The 16951-nt window shown below is 62.4% G+C and carries 15 protein-coding genes; 11 read left to right on the top strand and 4 right to left on the bottom strand.

From position 1 onward, the window contains the following. The first annotated feature begins 4 nt into the window (after nucleotides 1-4). Together AC6H4Z_RS21515 and AC6H4Z_RS21510 are read left to right on the top strand one after the other, a co-directional pair. Entirely contained in the window at nucleotides 5-3064 is a 3060-nt protein-coding gene (locus tag AC6H4Z_RS21515) for a S9 family peptidase (RefSeq protein WP_497544024.1), read from the top strand. A 166-nt stretch (nucleotides 3065-3230) separates the two neighbouring features. After that, nucleotides 3231-4256 (top strand): ion channel, encoded by a 1026-nt coding sequence (locus AC6H4Z_RS21510; RefSeq protein ID WP_497544023.1) that lies wholly within the window; start codon nucleotides 3231-3233, stop codon nucleotides 4254-4256. A gap of 6 nt (nucleotides 4257-4262) precedes the next feature. Here AC6H4Z_RS21510 and AC6H4Z_RS21505 read toward each other — a convergent pair whose 3' ends face one another. Beyond that, complete coding sequence (locus AC6H4Z_RS21505; protein WP_497544022.1) at nucleotides 4263-4697, bottom strand: hypothetical protein; 435 nt, start codon at nucleotides 4695-4697, stop codon at nucleotides 4263-4265. 148 nt (nucleotides 4698-4845) lie between these two features. Between AC6H4Z_RS21505 and AC6H4Z_RS21500 the strand changes: the two genes are divergently transcribed. Next, nucleotides 4846-5070 carry a hypothetical protein gene (locus tag AC6H4Z_RS21500; protein ID WP_497544021.1) on the top strand — a complete coding sequence of 75 codons (225 nt, stop codon included), beginning with the start codon at nucleotides 4846-4848 and terminating at the stop codon, nucleotides 5068-5070. A gap of 13 nt (nucleotides 5071-5083) precedes the next feature. Here AC6H4Z_RS21500 and AC6H4Z_RS21495 read toward each other — a convergent pair whose 3' ends face one another. Beyond that, nucleotides 5084-5824, bottom strand: coding sequence for a hypothetical protein (locus AC6H4Z_RS21495; RefSeq protein WP_497544020.1), 741 nt, complete (start codon nucleotides 5822-5824; stop codon nucleotides 5084-5086). 284 nt (nucleotides 5825-6108) lie between these two features. Here AC6H4Z_RS21495 and AC6H4Z_RS21490 point away from each other — a divergent pair, with 284 nt between their 5' ends. Then, entirely contained in the window at nucleotides 6109-6285 is a 177-nt protein-coding gene (locus tag AC6H4Z_RS21490) for a hypothetical protein (protein ID WP_497544019.1), read from the top strand. 22 nt (nucleotides 6286-6307) lie between these two features. On the opposite strand, the gene ggt is transcribed toward AC6H4Z_RS21490, so the two are convergent. Next, nucleotides 6308-8020 (bottom strand): gamma-glutamyltransferase, encoded by a 1713-nt coding sequence (gene ggt / locus AC6H4Z_RS21485; RefSeq protein WP_497544018.1) that lies wholly within the window; start codon nucleotides 8018-8020, stop codon nucleotides 6308-6310. Between the two features lie 217 nt (nucleotides 8021-8237). Here ggt and AC6H4Z_RS21480 point away from each other — a divergent pair, with 217 nt between their 5' ends. From AC6H4Z_RS21480 to AC6H4Z_RS21450, 7 genes are read left to right on the top strand one after another with little or no spacing between them, the layout of a single operon-like run. Continuing rightward, nucleotides 8238-9425 carry an NAD-dependent epimerase/dehydratase family protein gene (locus AC6H4Z_RS21480; RefSeq protein ID WP_497544017.1) on the top strand — a complete coding sequence of 396 codons (1188 nt, stop codon included), beginning with the start codon at nucleotides 8238-8240 and terminating at the stop codon, nucleotides 9423-9425. After that, on the top strand, nucleotides 9422-10597 hold the full coding sequence (locus tag AC6H4Z_RS21475) for an NAD-dependent epimerase/dehydratase family protein (RefSeq protein ID WP_497544016.1): 1176 nt from the start codon (nucleotides 9422-9424) through the stop codon (nucleotides 10595-10597). Before AC6H4Z_RS21480 ends, AC6H4Z_RS21475 begins: the two co-directional genes overlap by 4 nt. Then, nucleotides 10594-12003 carry an NTP/NDP exchange transporter gene (locus AC6H4Z_RS21470; RefSeq protein WP_497544015.1) on the top strand — a complete coding sequence of 470 codons (1410 nt, stop codon included), beginning with the start codon at nucleotides 10594-10596 and terminating at the stop codon, nucleotides 12001-12003. Before AC6H4Z_RS21475 ends, AC6H4Z_RS21470 begins: the two co-directional genes overlap by 4 nt. Continuing rightward, complete coding sequence (locus tag AC6H4Z_RS21465) at nucleotides 12000-12530, top strand: DinB family protein (RefSeq protein WP_497544014.1); 531 nt, start codon at nucleotides 12000-12002, stop codon at nucleotides 12528-12530. The genes AC6H4Z_RS21470 and AC6H4Z_RS21465 overlap by 4 nt, the downstream gene beginning before the upstream one ends. Before the next feature lie 42 nt (nucleotides 12531-12572). After that, nucleotides 12573-13283: an energy transducer TonB gene (locus tag AC6H4Z_RS21460; protein ID WP_497544013.1), complete on the top strand. Its 711-nt coding sequence runs from the start codon at nucleotides 12573-12575 to the stop codon at nucleotides 13281-13283. A gap of 35 nt (nucleotides 13284-13318) precedes the next feature. Further along, nucleotides 13319-13690: a hypothetical protein gene (locus AC6H4Z_RS21455; protein WP_497544012.1), complete on the top strand. Its 372-nt coding sequence runs from the start codon at nucleotides 13319-13321 to the stop codon at nucleotides 13688-13690. Between the two features lie 12 nt (nucleotides 13691-13702). Then, nucleotides 13703-14521 carry a hypothetical protein gene (locus AC6H4Z_RS21450; RefSeq protein ID WP_497544011.1) on the top strand — a complete coding sequence of 273 codons (819 nt, stop codon included), beginning with the start codon at nucleotides 13703-13705 and terminating at the stop codon, nucleotides 14519-14521. Between the two features lie 20 nt (nucleotides 14522-14541). Here the strand turns inward: AC6H4Z_RS21450 and AC6H4Z_RS21445 are convergent, their stop codons facing one another. Next, entirely contained in the window at nucleotides 14542-16905 is a 2364-nt protein-coding gene (locus AC6H4Z_RS21445; protein WP_497544010.1) for a S41 family peptidase, read from the bottom strand. Between the last annotated feature and the right edge of the window lie 46 nt (nucleotides 16906-16951).

The following is a 16951-nucleotide window of genomic DNA, read 5'->3' as shown; positions in this document are numbered from 1 at the left end:
TCACATGTCGCTCGCACGCTTCCGGCGCACCCGGTTCGCCGCCGTCCCCGCTGTCCTGGTCATCGCCGCCGCACCGGTCGCGATGGCGCAGGCAACTGCCTCAAAAGGCCCGACGAAGCAGATGTCTCCCGCCGATCTCAAGGCGTGGAAGACGATCCGTCAGTCGGTTCTCTCCAACGACGGCAAATGGTTTGTCTACGTCATCGCGCCGAACGAGGGCGACGCGACCCTCGTTGCGCGATCGACCGGTACCGACGCCAAAGAGACAAAAATCTCGATCGGCGACGGCGGCGTTGGCGGCGGCGCATTCACGGTGAGCGGGGACTCACGCTGGGTCGCGTACACGATTTCTCCGCCGTCAACTGCCGGCCGTGGTGGACGCGGTGGCAGAGGGGCCGCTCCTGCCGCAGCCGCGACACCCGCCGCGCCTACGCAGAACAAGATGGGACTTCTCAACCTCGCCACGGGCGAGAAAAAGGAGTTCGACAAGGTTCGTCGCTTCTCATTCAACGGCGACAAGCCGACCTGGGTCGCCATGCAGGGCTATGCAGACGCCCCTGCCGCGGGTGCCGCCGATGCTGGCGCGGCGGCAGCCGGCCGAGGCGGACGCGGTGGCGCCGGCGGTGGTGGCGGCGCAGCAAGCGGTACCGACTTGGTCCTCTACAACCTCGCGTCGACCGACGCGGTGAACGTTGGCAATGTGGCCGAGTTCGGGTTTGATGATTCTGGTGAGTGGCTTGCTTACGCGATCGACGCGCGCGATCAGATCGGCAACGGAATTCAGCTGCGCAACATGCGCACGGATGTCGTGCGTGCGATCGATTCCGACCGTGCGATGTATCGCTCGCTCGTGTGGTCCGATAGCGGCTACGCACTGGCCGCGCTTCGCGGCAAGCTCGACACGCTCACGCACGACACGCTCTTCGCCGTCGTGAGCTTCAACAACGTCAACGTGCCGTCGCCGAAGAAGGTCGTGTTCGATCCGGCAGGGCGCAGCGATTTCCCGGCGGGAATGAAGGTCGCCATCGACCGCGCGCCGCGCTTCTCCGACGACTACTCGACGATCTATTTCGGCATCAAGGAAGCGAAAAAGGCGTTGCCGGCCGGACAGGTTGCGACGCGTCCGAGCGGCGTATCGCAAGCGGGTGCGCCGGGTATGGGCGGCACGATCAACCAGCCGCGCGTGAACGAAGCGAACGAAGAGAATCCGTCGCTCATTCTCTGGCACGCCAAGGATCCGCGACTTCAGTCGCAGCAGATCGTGCAGGAAGCGCAGGACCGCGCGTTCAACTATCTGTCCGAGTACCGCATCGTCGACAACAAGTTCGTGCGCCTGTCGGACGACGCGCTGCGTTCGGTGAACGTCGTCGGTCACGATCGCGCCGCGTACGGCGTGGACACGCGCGAGTACGAACAGGCGGCGAGCTACAGCGGCCGTCGCTATGAGGATTTCTATAGCGTCGACCTAGCGACGGGTCAGCGCAAGCTGCTGCTCAAGAAGCGCGTCTCGACGGCAACGGTCGCCGAGCCGAACGGCAAGCGCGTGATCTACTGGGGTGATGATGCGCAGTGGTGGCTGCTGGATCTGGCCACTGGCGAGAAGAAGGGACTCACGAAGGGCATTCCGGCGATGTTCGCGGACACCTCCGACGACCACAACACGATCGTTCCGCCGCCGACACAGCCACTCGGCTGGACGAAGGACGGGAGCGCGGTGTTGCTGTCCGACGGCTTCGACGTGTGGAAGGTTCCGGTGAGCGGCGGTACGGCGACGAATCTCACCGTCGACGGTAAGAAGAATGGCATTCGCTATCAGCGCCTCTATTCGTTCGAGGCGAGCGGTGCGGCGGCAGCGGGTGGTGGCCGCGGCGGACGCGGTGGACGTGGCGGCGGTGCGGTGAATGGCATCGATCTCTCGCAGCCGATGTACTTCGGCACGTACGGCGAGCGCACGAAGAAGGAAGGTCTCGCCAAGGTCGATCCGAGCAAGCCGGGCGCGCAGGTTCTCGTGTACGACGACGCGAAGTACGCCTTCCAGAAGGCGAAGGACGCGGACGTCTACGTCTACACGAAGCAGTCGGCGATCGATTTCCCGAACTACTATGTCGCCAACGCGGACTTCAAGGGTGGACGTCAGCTCACCGATGCGAACCCACAGCAGAAGGAGTTTGCGTGGACGAGCGGCGTGAAGCTGATCAACTACACGAGCGCCAAGGGTGACAAGCTGCAAGGCGCGCTGTACCTGCCGGCGAACTACGAGCCGGGCAAGAAGTATCCGATGCTCGTCACGATCTACGAGAAGCGCTCGCAGCTTGCACACAGCTACGTGACGCCGAACGAAACGAGCACGCCGAATCGCAGCATGTACACCAGCCAGGGTTATGCGGTGTTCGATCCGGACATCGTCTACAAGATCAACGATCCGGGTATGTCGGCAGTGTGGTGCGTGGTTCCCGCGGTGAAGGCTGCGATCGCATCCGGCATCGTCGATTCGACGAATGTTGGATTGTGGGGCCACTCATGGGGCGGCTATCAGACGGCGTTCCTCGTCACGCAGACGAACATCTTCAAGTCGGCGATCGCCGGCGCGCCGCTCACCGACATGGTGAGCATGTACAGCTCGATCTACTGGAACTCGGGTGGTACGAACCAGGCGATTTTCGAGTCGAGCCAGGGCCGCTTCAAGGGCAACTTCACCGACAACTATGAAGCGTACATTCGCAACTCGCCGGTCTTCCACGCGAAGAACGTGAAGACGCCGCTGATCATCCTGCACGACGACAAGGATGGCGCGGTCGACTTCAACCAGGGCATCACGTACTTCAACACGCTTCGTCAGATGGACAAGAACGTGATTCTGCTCGAGTACGTCGGCGAGAATCATGGCCTCGCGCGTCCGATCAATCAGAAGGACTACGCGATGCGTCAGAAGGACTGGTTCGACCACTATCTCAAGGGCGTGCCCGCTCCGGACTGGATGACGAAGGGCATTCCGCGCCTGAAGATGGATGATTATTGGAAGGAACTGAAAGCGCAGCAGGCCGGACCGACGATTGTGCCGTAACGGCGCCGAGTGCCGGCGCCAGGCGCTGGACACTAGAGATTCGGAAGAAAATTGATTGGAAGAAACTACGACTAGGCGCTAGAGATCCGACGGGGGTTTCATCAAATGAACTCCTTCCGAATTTCTAGCGCCTAGTGTCTAGCACCTAGCATCTCGCATCTACCTCATGTCTTCACCTGCATTGCAAGACCAGGCATCCGAAGAACCGAAAGATCTTGGCTTCGGGAGTGTCGTTGGTGGTATCAACGAAAAGCGGCTGCTCAATCGCGACGGCACGTTCAATCCGCGCCGCCGCGGATTGTCGTTCCTTCGATCGCTCAGCTTCTATCACCATTTCCTCACGATCAGCTGGCCGCGATTTTTTGTGTTGGCCGTTGGCGGATATCTCGCCACCAACATGCTGTTTGCCCTCGCGTATCTCGCCTGCGGCACCGACTCGCTCGTCGGAGTGACGTCGTCCGCGATTGGCAACGCGTTCTGGCGCGCCTTCTTCTTCAGTGTCGAAACGCTGGCGACCATTGGCTACGGAAACATCACGCCGAATGGATTGCCCGCGCACTTCGTCATGACGGCCGAGTCGCTGGTGGGTTTGCTGGCGTTCGCGCTGGGGACGGGAATTCTGTTCGCGCGCTTCTCTCGTCCAACGGCCGCGGTCATGTTCAGCGAACGCGCCGTCGTGACGCCATATCGTGGACTCACGGCGTTCATGTTCCGTATCACCAACGCACGCAGCAATCAGCTGGTAGAGCTCGAGGCGAAGGTGCTCTTCAGCTACATCGAAGGGTCGTCGCGCCGGTACTACCAGCTCGCGTTGGAACGGACACGCGTCGTTTTCTTTCCGCTCAGCTGGACGATCGTCCACCCGATCGACGACAAGAGTCCGATGTTCACGATGTTGCACGACGACCTCGTCCGTCGCGATGCCGAGGTCATGATTCTCCTCGCCGGAACAGACGAGACGTTTTCGCAGACCGTCCACGCGCGCTCGTCATACAAGGCGGCTGAGATCGTCTACGGCCACCGCTTCGTCAACATCTATAACGGGATGGACGATCAGGGCGTGGTGAGCATCGACGTTCGCAAGCTCAGCGAAACGGAGCCAGCCGAGGAGGATTGGGCAGCGACGTCGACGTGGCACCACACCGGGCACTTCGCCGGATACGCTCCGCCGCGTCGCGATTCAAAGCCCTGAGACGCGTTACTTCGAGCCGGGCTCGGGTGCATCGGCGTCGACTTCCTGCCGCACCTTGGGGCCCTTCTCCATCACTTCCCTGCAGCACGCAGCGAGCACAGCCTCGAGCGCTTCGATGCCGTCATCGGTCGCCTCCATGAAGAGGTCTTTGACGACGGACTCAGCCTTCTCGAGCTGAGTCATGAGCATTTTCGCATGGACGCGCGTCGGCATCACGCCGCACACCTTCGCCGTGGCCCGATTGCCGATTGGTTTGCGTAAAACAATGACAGCCCCGCGTTTGCCCGGTTGCGTGAAGTAATCGGACTTCGGCGGCTGCTTCTGCTTGCTGGACGTTCGTACTCGTCGTCCCTGACGTGCCATGTCGGTCGGGCCCTCGGCCAAGGTTGGCATAAAGTACAACGGGCGCACGCGTTGCGCGCCACCCGGCGAGCGGAACACGTGCGTCCCGTACCGGGTTGAGCACGGAAAGTGCCTTGCCCGAGTCCGGTGCCGGTTGTGTCACTTGTGCCTTCGTGCACAGCGACTCGGATCGGGCAGACCTACAATAACGAAGAGACTGGCAAGCGGAACGTCCGCGGAGGGAGTCGTGAAGAAGCTTTTGTTGATTGTCGGTGGCGCGCTCATGATGGCCGCCTGCGCTGAATCCCCGATGTCTCCGTCGGCTCCGAGCAGCAAAGCTCCTACGGAACGTCCGTCGTTCGACCTGACGTGCAAGAGCGGCTACGTCGTGGCCTATGACGAGGACGGCAACCCGTACTGCGCGCCAGACCGCCCGCAGAGCCCGAGCGCGACGCGACCGGTTCGCCCGTAAAACCGAAGTTGTCTCAGGGAGCGCTGTCGCCTGCGCTCTCTGAGGCCTTGATGGTCGCCAGACGCTGTTGGAGCCGCGCAACCAGCGGAGCGTCTCCGACCTCGAGAGCCAGTTCCAGCGCTCGTTCGTAGCACCGCCTGGCGGTGAATCCTCCGTCGGGACGAAGCTCGTTCAGGCGGCCCATGACCTCCAGGCATTCCGCCTGCCGCATTCGATTCCGTGCGCTCGTGAAGTGTCCGAGCGCCTCGGTGATTAGCGACTCGGCAGAATCGAGGTTTCCCAGTGCGACGAACGCCTCCGCCTGGTTTTGAACCGCCGTGAGAAGCACGTCCAGTGCGTTTAATCGACGCGCCAGGCTGATCGCCTCGTCGCCGATTTCGAGCGCCTTTTCGGCGTCTCCGCGGTCGAGCGATACCTTCGATGCGTTCGTGAGCGCGACGGCCAGCCCGATGTCGTAGTTGGCGTTGCGGAAGGACTCGATCGACTCGCTGAAGTAGCGATCGGATGCGTCGAAGTCGCGTCGCTCCGCGGCGCTCCGACCGAGATTCTGCAGCGTGATGCCGCGCACCCGAGCCGACTGCGCTCGTGCGATTGCCCGGAGTGAGATGGCGTCAGCTTCGGCGAAACGTCCCTGATGTTGGAGCGCTCCGACTTCGACGTTCATCGCTTCGGCGGCGAGGTCGTGGGCTTGGATCTCATCGGCGAGCCTGATCGCCTCGTCGGACGCCGCGCGGGATTCCTCCCAGGAGGCCATGCCGCGAAAGACCCGCGCGATGCGCAGTCGCCCTTCGATTTCTTCGACGGGGGTGGGGCGAGCCCCCAGAGCGTCTCGATAGGCCTCCAGCGCCCGTTCCAGGCTTCCGGCCTGTTCGAAACGAAATCCGCGATCGAGATGTGCTCGTGCCGCAGACAGCGCACGGCCTCGCTCGGTACTCGGTTCCATTCAGTGGGAAGGTGCGGCGGGTCTGTTTGGAATCGTTGCTGAACAATAACTTAGGAGCATCCGCTACGCTCACCCACAGTCGGGAGTTCGGGCCCATGGACGAAAAGCAGCTCGCCAAGCTCGTGAAGAAGACGGTCGCAAAGGCAGCGAAGCCAAAGCAGCAGCCACGAAAGAGCTATGATGCCACGCTCGACGCCACGCGTCGTCCCCGAACGGAAAAGGACGACGAGGCGGACGAGCTGTTCTCCCAGATGAAGAAGCGCGAGTTCTGATCAGCGATTGAGCCAGCGGCCCTCAGGGGACGCTGGCTTTTGAATCAGCGCTCCGATGGTCGTTCGCGCCGTAGGCCACGCCATTCTTTACGATGATGGTGTGTCCGTCGCCCTGCGTGCCGCCCGTCTTGATCGTGTGCCCCATTGCCTGGAGCGCGCGCGTCGTCGAATCGGGGAGCGCGTTGCGCTCGAACGTGATCTCGTCCGGCATCCACTGATGGTGGAAGCGCGGCGCGTCGACCGCCTGCCGAGCGTCCATTCCAAAGTCGAGCCCATTCAGCACGATCTCGAAGACCGTGTTGATGATGGTGCGACCGCCCGGCGAGCCCACGACCATGAAGAGCTTTCCATTCTTCGTGACGATCGTCGGCGACATCGAGCTCAGCATCCGCTTGCCCGGCGCAATGATGTTCGCGGGCGTGCCGATATCGCCGGTGGCGTTCGTTTCGCCGGGCTTCTTGTTGAAGTCGCCCATCTCGTTGTTGAGAATGAAACCGGCGCCGCTCACCACCACGTGTGAGCCAAAGCCTCCCTCGAGCGTGAACGTGTTGGACACGGCGTTTCCGGCTTTGTCCACGACCGAGATGTGCGTCGTTTCATCGTGTTCGTTCGACGCGACCTGTGTCACGATGTCCTTTCCAAGCTCGGCGCTCTTCGAGGCGTGCTGCGGATCGATCGTTTCGGCGAGTGATTTCGCGTACGACTTCGACATGAGCCGCTCGAGCGGCATTTTCACGAAGTCGGGATCGCCCAGGAAGCGCGCGCGATCGAGATAGCCGCGGCGCATTGCTTCGATCTCGTAGTGAATCGCCTGCGCCGACATCGGACCGAGCTTGGGAAGGTCGAAGTTCTCGAGGATGTTCAGCATCTCGATGATCGCGACCCCGCCACTGCTCGGTGGCGGCATGCTGATCAGCTCGTAGCCGTGGTATTTCCCCCGCACCGGTGCGCGCACTTTGGCTTGATACAGCGCGAGATCCTTCTTGGTGATCAGGCCGCCGTTCTGCGACATGCTGACGGCAATGCTATCGGCGATCCAGCCGGTGTAGAACGCGTCCGGGCCTTTCGTGGCGATTGCCCGAAGCGTGCGGGCGAGGTCGCGAAGTACGAGCGTGTCGCCGGCGTTCCACTGACCGCCACCGGGTTTGCCGTAGGCGGCCACGGACGCCGGGTATCGCGCCATCGAGCCGGTCACTTCGCGATTCAGCGAGCGTGCGAGGGCTTCGGAGAGGACGAATCCCTTCTCGGCCAGCTCGACCGCCGGCATGACGTCGGCCTTCCAGGAGAGTTTGCCGAAGCGTTTGTGCGCGGCGGCCAACCCGCGAACGGTGCCCGGTACTCCGGGCGCGAGGTAGCCGGTCGCCGTCATCTGTCGCACGATTTTGCCCGTCGAATCGAGGTACATCGTCGGCGTCGACTTGAGCGGCGCGCGTTCGCGATAGTCGATCGTGATTGGCGCGCCGTTGGCAGGCCGGATCACCATGAACCCGCCGCCACCGATGTTGCCGGCGCTCGGATGCGTGACCGCGAGCGCGAAGGCTGTCGCGACCACGGCGTCGATTGCGTTGCCGCCTTTGCGCAGAATCGCTGCGCCAACGTCCGACGCCGGGGCCGACGTCGTGATGACCATGCCGTTCTTCGACGACACGATGCCGGAGTCGGATTGCTGGGCGCCCAAAAGCGATGGGACGCCGGCGGGGGCGAGCAGACACGCAGTGAGCCAAACGCGACGCATGACGAACCTCACGAATTTCAGCGGGGAAAAGCGATCGGCAGGAAGCTACCGCTCACCCTCGTCATCGCCAGGCGCCGTCGCAACAGATTCCGAACACCGTCCGTCCCATTGCGGGCTGTCGAAACGACGGCGCGCGGGGCATGTTCACATGCGGACCACGTTTCCTCGAGACCGCCCGATACCACGCCGCCCGCCGCCCGCCAGGAGATCGAATCCAATGTCCAGCCGCCGCTCATTCCTCAAACTGACCGCTGCCCTTGGGGGCGCCGCCGGACTCGGTGCGCTGCCGAACCTCGCACTCGGCGCCACGGCGCCGGAGGGCGGCGAACGGCGAATCGAGCGCGCCAAAAAGCCGCTCAAGATTCTGATTCTTGGCGGCACCGGATTCACCGGCCCGGAACAGGTCGAGTATGCGATCGCGCGCGGACACGAAGTCACGCTGATCAATCGCAACAAGACGCGTCCGGACTTCTTCAAGGGTCGCGTGGAGCAGTTGATCGGCGATATGAATGGCGACATGAGCGCGCTGCAAGGTCGCAAGTTCGACGTCGTGATCGACAACCCAACGACCTTGCCCGCGTGGGTGAAGAACGTCGCGCAGTACATGAAGGGCAACACGAGCCAGTACATCTTCATCTCGACCATCTCGGTCTATCCCGACAGCAGCAAGCAATGGGCAGACGAGAGCGACGGTCTGTCGCCAATGCCCGAGGGACTCGATCCGTACGCGGTTGCGCCGGCCGACGCGCGCAAATACTACGGACAATTGAAGACGTATTCCGAGGGCGAAGTAGCGAAGCACTATCCCGGTATCCACACGATCATTCGTCCCGGCCTGATCGTTGGGCCGCTCGACACGACAGATCGGTTCACCTATTGGCCGTATCGCATCGACAAGGGCGGTGAAGTGCTCGCCCCAGGCGACGGAAACGACCCGGTGCAGTTCATCGATTCGCGCGACCTCGCCGAATGGACCATTCGCATGGCCGAGAATCGCGAGTTCGGTATCTACAACGGCACCGGCCCTGAAAAGCCGATGACGATGTCAGAAATGTTGAATGGCATCAAAGCGGCGATCGGATCGAATGCGACGTTCACCTGGGTGCCGGCGCCGTTTCTCGCCGAGCAGAAGATCACGGGGTGGCGTCACATGACTGTGTGGGTCGCGCCGCGCCCAAACAACGGCGGATGGTCGCGTCGCAGCATCAAGGCAGCACTCGCAAAGGGACTCACCTTCCGTCCACTCGCGGTTACAACGCGTGAAACGCTGGCGTGGAACAAGACGCGACCCGCCGAACAACTCGCTGCGCTGGCCGAAGGTGCAGTGGGCGGAATCTCGGCGCAGCGCGAAACTGAAGTCCTCAATGCTTGGAAGGCAAAGCGCGCCGCCGGAGGCAACCAGTGACCACCGATCGGCGAAGCTTTCTCAAGCTGTCGGCCGCCGCGGGCGGTGCGCTGAGTTTGGGCGGCCTTCCGAACCTCGCATCGGCAGCAGTCCGATCGAGCGCTTCGTCAGTCGAGCGCGCCAAGGCGCCGTTGAGTATTCTCATATTGGGTGGCACGGGTTTCACCGGCCCGGAGCAGGTCGAGTACGCCATTGCACGCGGCCATTCCGTCACCCTGCTGAATCGCAATCGTACGCGTCCAGATTTCTTCAAGGGACGCGTGGATCAGCTGATCGGCGATCTCAATGGCGACGTGAGTGCGCTGAAGGACAAGAAGTTCGACGTCGTGATCGACAATCCGACGACGGCGCCCGCGTGGGTTCGCAACGCGGCGCAGTATCTCAAGGGAAATACCAAACACTACATCTTCATCTCGACGATCTCGGCGTACGCGAGCGACAAGAACGTGTGGGCCGACGAGAGCGATCCAACTGCGCAAATGCCCGCTGGCCTCGATCCGTATACCACGGACACGACGCTATTCGGGAAGAACTACGGCGCCCTCAAGGCGTTCTCCGAAAAGGAAGTCGAGAAGCACTACCCGGGAATGAACACAGTCATTCGTCCGGGGCTCATCGTTGGTCCGCTCGATCGCTCCGACCGGTTCACGTACTGGCCGTATCGCATCGATAAGGGCGGTGAAGTGCTCGCGCCCGGCGACGGCAACGACCCGGTGCAGATCATCGACTCGCGCGACATCGCCGAGTGGACGATTCGCGTGGCGGAGAACAGAACATTCGGAACGTTCAATGCCACCGGCCCGGTCAAGCCGCTCACGATGTCAGAGATGTTGTACGGCATCAAGAGCGTGACGTCGAGCGGCGCGCAGCTCGTCTGGGTTCCGGCGCCGTTCCTTCAGGAGCAGAAAGTCCGGCCGTGGAGCAACATGCCGGTATGGGTTCCCGATGCCGCGGACAACGCGGCGTTCTCGCGGCGGAGCATCGCGAAGGCGATGGCGGCGGGGCTCACGTTCCGTCCGCTCGCCGTGACGGCCAAAGAAACGCTCGACTGGAATAAGACGCGTCCTGAGGCGGAACTGCAGGCGCTGGCCGAGGGTCGTCGTGCGGGAATTCCCGCGGCGCGCGAGGCGGAGCTCATCGCCGCCTGGAAAGCCAAGCAACCCGCCAAGTGACGCAGTCGGAGAATGCAGTGGCGCCCGGCGGGCGCGTGTATACGCTGTTGCGTCGCGTTGTCGATGTTCGGCCGGAAGAAGTGCGCGCGATGCTCACGTCGGCGGCGTTCTTCTTCTTTCTGCTCAGCAGCTACTTCGTGCTGCGTCCGATTCGCGATGCGGTAGCCGCGGCGTCGGGCGTCACCAAGCTTCCGTGGCTCTTTGCCGGAACGCTCGCCGTCACGCTGCTGTTGAATCCGATGTTCTCGGGTCTCGTCACGCGCTTTCCTGTGAGACGAGTGATTCCGATTTCGTATCACTTCTTCGCGTTCAACCTCGCCGCGTTCTACGTCGTGCTTCGGTTCGTTGCGTCGGTCGAAGGTTCGACTGTCGACGTGTGGATGGGACGTGCGCTGTACATCTGGACGACGGTCTTCGCGCTGTTCAATACGTCGATCTTTTGGTGCCTCATGGCCGACGTGTTCAAGAGCGACCAAGCGAAACGACTGTTCGGTTTCATCGGTGTTGGGGGCACTCTTGGCTCCATCATCGGATCTGCGTTTACGGCTGCGCTTGCGCCGAAGATCGGCGCCGTGAACATGCTCTTGATCAGCGCGACGCTGATCGAGCTCGCGGTGCTGACGATCACACGCTTCCCGCTGCGTGGCCACGGCGATCCTTCGAATGCGGCGCGGCGCCGTGGCGACGATGCCGACGTCATCGGCGGCAGTGTGTGGGCCGGTTTCTCGTCGGTCGTGAAGTCGCCGTATCTGCTCGGGATCTGCGGCTTCATGGTTCTGTTTACGATCGGGTCCACGTTCTTGTATTTCGAGCAGGCGGACATCGTGGGAAGAACGTACGCGGATCGAACGGCACGCACCGCGGTGCTCGCGCAGGTCGAACTTGCCGCGCAGATCCTCACGGTCGCGACACAGATTTTCTTCACCGGTCGGATCATCCGGTGGGTCGGACTCGGTGTTGCGCTCGCTCTCGTTCCGCTCATCAGCATGCTTGGCTTTGGCGCGCTTGGCTTCATGCCGACGTTCGTCGCGCTGTCCGTGTTCACGGTGTTGCGGCGCGCCGGCAATTTCTCGATCACGAATCCGGCAATGGAAGTGCTGTTCACCGTCGTGAAGCGAGAAGACAAGTACAAGGCCAAGAACATCATCGAGACGTTTGTGTATCGTGGCGGCGACCAAGTTGGGTCGTGGATCTATCTCGGCCTCACGACGGTCGGTCTGACGCTCGCCGGCATCTCGTTCGCCGCGGTCCCGCTGGCTTTCGTCTGGCTGATTCTTGGCTTGTGGCTTGGCCGCAAACAGACGGGGCTGGCAGAGGCATTGACAGCCCTAAGTCCGAATCGAATATCTCCAGTCAGCACAGAAATCGGGCAGTCACGTCCCACTCCATCCGGCGTTTCCTCATGAGCACTGTAACGATCGCGCGTCCACAGGCCGATGAACACGGCGAGTATTATCTGAAGTACATCTCAAAGGTGCCTGACGGCGACCTGATTGCTCAGCTGCAGCAGCAAGGCGACGACACGGTGAACCTCCTGAAGGGTCTTTCATCCGACCGTGCCGATTTTGCGTACGGGCCGGGAAAATGGACGATCAAGCAGGTGATCGGCCATATCATCGACGCTGAGCGAGTGTTCGGTTATCGCGCTATGCGCTTCGCGCGCAACGACAAGACCGAACTTCCTGGCTTCGACGAGAATTTGTATGTCGATAACGCGAACTTCACGCAGCGGACCCTCCCGGATTTGCTTGACGAGTTTCATGGTGTTCGCGCGTCAACGATTCATTTTGCGAAACACCTCGACGCCGAGGCGTTGATGCGACGAGGGACAGCGAGCAACAGCCCAGTGAGTGTTCGCGCGTTGCTGTACATCATCGCAGGGCATGAACGGCATCACACGGCGTTGTTGCGCGAGAGATATCTCTCTCAGTAGTCGCGGCAGGGGTCGCGCATCGCTAGGAAAGAAGGGGGGCGTATGATGCGCTTGTGGGTTCAGTCGTACGCACGACAAACGTCCATCGCGCCGGTGGTGTCACTGAGCGCGGGCGTGCACGCGGTCATCATCGTGGCGTGGGTTGCCGCCACGATGCCGGCGCCGAATGTGCCGCCCACGAGCATCGCCAACCGCGTCTACTACCTTCCGCCGCCGGACAGAGTCCCGGGCAGTGGCGCGCCGCGCGAAGTGGTGCACTACGTCAGCGTCGGCGCGATGGGACTTGGCGCCGGCGCTGGTCCGCGCGTCATGGGAGACGCGCGTCCCGTGACGGCCGATGAAACGGTCGGCCGCGGCCAACGCGACACTGTGCAGGCGGCTCCGCCGTCTCCGCCTGCTCCCGAGAAGGTGTCCGACTCGGTCTTTACGGTCCTCGACGTCGACACCGCCGTGGTTCGCGTGAGCAACAGCGCCGCGCCCGCCTATCCGCTGAAGCTGCTGCAGGCGCACGTCATGGGATCGGTGACGGCACGGTACGTCGTCGACACGACCGGATTCATCGACACGACGTCATTCACCTTGCTCAACGCGACGCATCAGGAGTTCATCGCGGCGGTGCGCGACGCGCTCCCGTACATGCGTTTTCAGCCGGCGAAGATTGGAACTCTTAAGGTTCGGCAGCTCGTCGAGCAGCAGTTCAGCTTTCGAATCAACGATACGACCATCGTTGCGCCGCGCACAAAGAGACCGTAGTCGCTCGGCGGGCGCGTGTGTTTTACATTCGTCTCATGCGTCACACGATTCGTTTGCACGGCGTGATTGTCGGCCACTCCGAACTCGAGCACGTCGATCCCGACGTCGGCCGCGCTTGGGGCGCGTTTCGTCCGGGGCTTGGCTACGAGCTCGTGCAGCCAGTGTTCCGTCTGTTCGCGCAAGCTGTTCCGCAGGACGGCTCATCGAAGGATCAGACGTTGCTCGAGCGCTATTACAATGCGCGTGATGCGCTGCGAATCGAGCTTCAGGATGCGAACGGGCGCGCGATTCGCACGTCAGCGATTCACATCGCCGATTACACCGTCGAAGCCGGCTCCGATGCCATCGAGCTCGACGTGTTGATCTCGGACGATAAGTACTGGGAACAACGAGTCGGCCTGACGTAGTCGGAGAGTTCGATGCAAAAATTGCTGGCAGCGGTCGCGGTGGCGGTATTGGCCCCGTGCGCTCTCTTGCGCGCGCAGAATGGTACTCCGGTGATCGTACCGATCATCGTCGAGGATTCCCCGAGCCAACTCTCTTCGATCGCTGGCCTCATGCAGACGCCAGTCGCAGCGCTCCCGGCCGTGATCACGAGCACGATCAACGGTGAAATTCAAAAATCCAACATCTACTCGCTACGCTACGGATACGTCTCCGGGCCGAACGGTTTCTCGTCGAACAACGTGGGCGTCACGGCCACGCTGCCGCTCGTCATCGGGAGCACGTTGTCGTTCACGGGTGGCTTCACGACGTGCAACGGGTGTGGCACCGGGTACATGGGCGGTGTATCCGGCGATTTTAGAATTCACGAAATGATCTTTCAGAAGCGCACCGATCCCACGCGGCTGCTCTTTACGATCGCGGCGAACGCCGGCTATGCGTCGTCGGCGAACTCGGCGCTCAGCGACGGTTCTGTGTTTGGTGCGACGGTGACGCTGCCAGTGTCGATTCTCCCATCGTGGCACGCGCCCGATGAGCTGCGCTTCGTACCGTTCATCGCGCCGGGAATCGGGTTCGGCTCATCGGGTGGAACAGATCGACTTGCGCGAGTCGGTCCAGCGGGTCAACTCGAGCTGGCCAACGAATCGGGAAATGGAACGCGCTTCGTGTTCAGTGGCGGTATCGCCGTGTATCGACGCGGCAGCCCGTGGGCGATCAACTTCGGCGCGCAATACATCCCCACGCACACCGACAACATTCTCGCTGGCATCGGCATCAACTACGGCGGCCGATAGCAGCCGGCTCCGCCAGCGCTCTACGGAACCACCGGCGGTGAAGACACGAGTGCAATTGCACGCTCGAGGATTTCATCCTTTCCTGCGCGTAGTCCCGCTGCGGTTGGCGACACGAGCAGAGTAGGCACAACGCCGACGCCGTGATGCGGAGTTCCGTCGCGCTTCTGTACGAGCATGCCCGTCCAGCTGATGTTGTACCCTCCCGGCAGGACGAACGGATTCACGTTGCCGTTCGTACCAGCGCTCGGTTCACCAACGATGTCGGCAAGATGATAGGCCTCCACCGTGCCGAGGGTGCTTTCGGCATAGCTGATTGCGCTGCCCGCTGACAGGAATACGATTCGCCCTTTGAAACGTGGCGACGCCGGCGGCAGCGTCCACGCGCCTTCGAGGTAGCCGACGCTCGCGCGGTCTGGCATCGTGATCAGAGGCGTCTCGAAGTGCGCGGAGTGAATGACGCTGTCCGCGAGGTACGGGAGGATCATGGCCGTATTCACAAAACGCGGATAGCCGCGCATGTCGAAGATCACCGCGCGTGCGTTCGCGAGCTTCGGGAGCGCCGCCGCGAAATCCTCATTCGTGATTCGCCCTAGATCGACGTACATCACTCCGGTCGCGACATCAGCGATCTTCGCGACGGACGGATCTTTCACCGGAGCGCCCGGGACGCGAACGAGCTGAACGTCGCGAAGGGCTCCATCGGCCCCACGCAGTTGTACGCGAGTCGGACTTCCGATTTCTCCAGCGAGCAGAACATCGAGTGTCCGACTTCGCACCGACTGCGTCGTCGCGGCCGAGGCATATTGACTCCGTTCGGCGAGCAGGCTGTCGGCGCGCTGACCGTTCACGCTCAACAGCTCGTCGCCGATGCGCACTCCTCGGACCGCGGTGGAGTCGCCGACACGCGTGACGAAAATGCGTCCTTCGGCCCATCCTAGACGAAGGTCGGGTACGGCGAGAGGCCTCGACGAGTGTGACACATTCCCGTGGCCGTCGTGCAACGCTGCGACGAGTTTCTCGAGGGTGCCTTGAAACTCTCCAACATCGCGATCGACGGCCGCGGAGCGCAGCGCGGTTGCGCGCGCTGCCGGCCAGTCCGTGTGCACCAGGTCGAAGTACGGATAGAAGTGTTCGAAGAGCGACCACGTCAGCGCGACATCCGCGAGACGCGTCGCTCGATCATTTGCCGAAAAACGCTCAGCGACGGGCGCGGCCTTCGCCGACCGGAGTCCCTCGGGCACGCTCACGTCGGTGGTGTATAGCGCGACGGGAATGCTCGCGGTGACGCCTCCGCCGAGAGCGATCGACAGAGGGTGCGCCGGGTCTGGAACAATGGGCTTCGAGATGACGGGAATGCCCGGCCGTAGTGACTCCACATCGAGCGGATGGCCAACCGCCGCGATAGGAACGACGATTCGCTCGCTCCGATAGATGTTCTGCATCGGATTCGGCGGGGCAACGCCGCCACTCGGCGCGCCGACTCCTTGGTGCAGCCAGAAGAGCGCGTGCGTTGCGCCCACGGGTGCGGATATGGTGCTTCGAATAGGCGCACCGGTTCGAACGAACAACGCCGTCGGGGCGATCGGCGCAAACAGAGTTTGCAACGTCGACGCGAGACTGTCGGGCGTTGGCGCGTTCTCGACGGCGCGAATGCCGCGCACGGCGAACGCATCCCAATTGACGTTCACCGCGGCCGTGCTGGGGTGAAAGAAGCGCACGTAGCCGAGTGCCTGGGTAAATGCCGTGATGTTGGCCAACCCAAGTTTGGACAACGCTCGTGGTGGTTCGCGCACGACGGCAACGCGAAGCGCGGGTGGCGGCAGGTAGATGTCGCTCGCATCCTCGAAGCCAAAGTCGCGTGGCGGCACTCCGTCGGCCTCGATGCGCGCATCATCCACCCAGATGACGCCAGAGCCGGCCAGCAGTGCGCCGACAAGCAGCGTACTCGCGGACGTTGGAATGTCGAGCGAGATCGAGACCCGAGTCCAGTCTGCGGTTCCGCGGACGGGCGTCGCTTGAGAGTTTATGAACGCGATGCTACGGTGGCCGGCGTCGTCAGCGCGCGCCCATAGGGCGCCACCGCCACCGCCAACGGATGCCGATCGGATGAAGGCCGAAAGTCGAATCGTGTGTCCGGCATACGCCTGCGCAGGCATCGACGTCGCGAAACTGGCGAAGCCCGTTGGATCGTCTTCGCCGCGAATCAGCACGCTCGTTTTTCCGCCGTGAGCAACGACCGTGTCCCGAGCGAACGCGTAATCCTGCGGATTCTGCGTCGAGCCGCCCCATCGAATGGGTGCGCTCGGCGCTTGCGACGACGCGAGCGCAGGAAACACGGCGAGGGCGAACGTCAGGACGCACGCGGTAGAGCGGGAACTGCTCATGTGCGAGCACTCGTCTGAGATGTTGAATGACAACCCCTGAAGGATT

The organism is Leucogemmata humicola (genome assembly GCF_055379415.1).
This window is presented reverse-complemented; position numbering and strand designations above follow the sequence as displayed.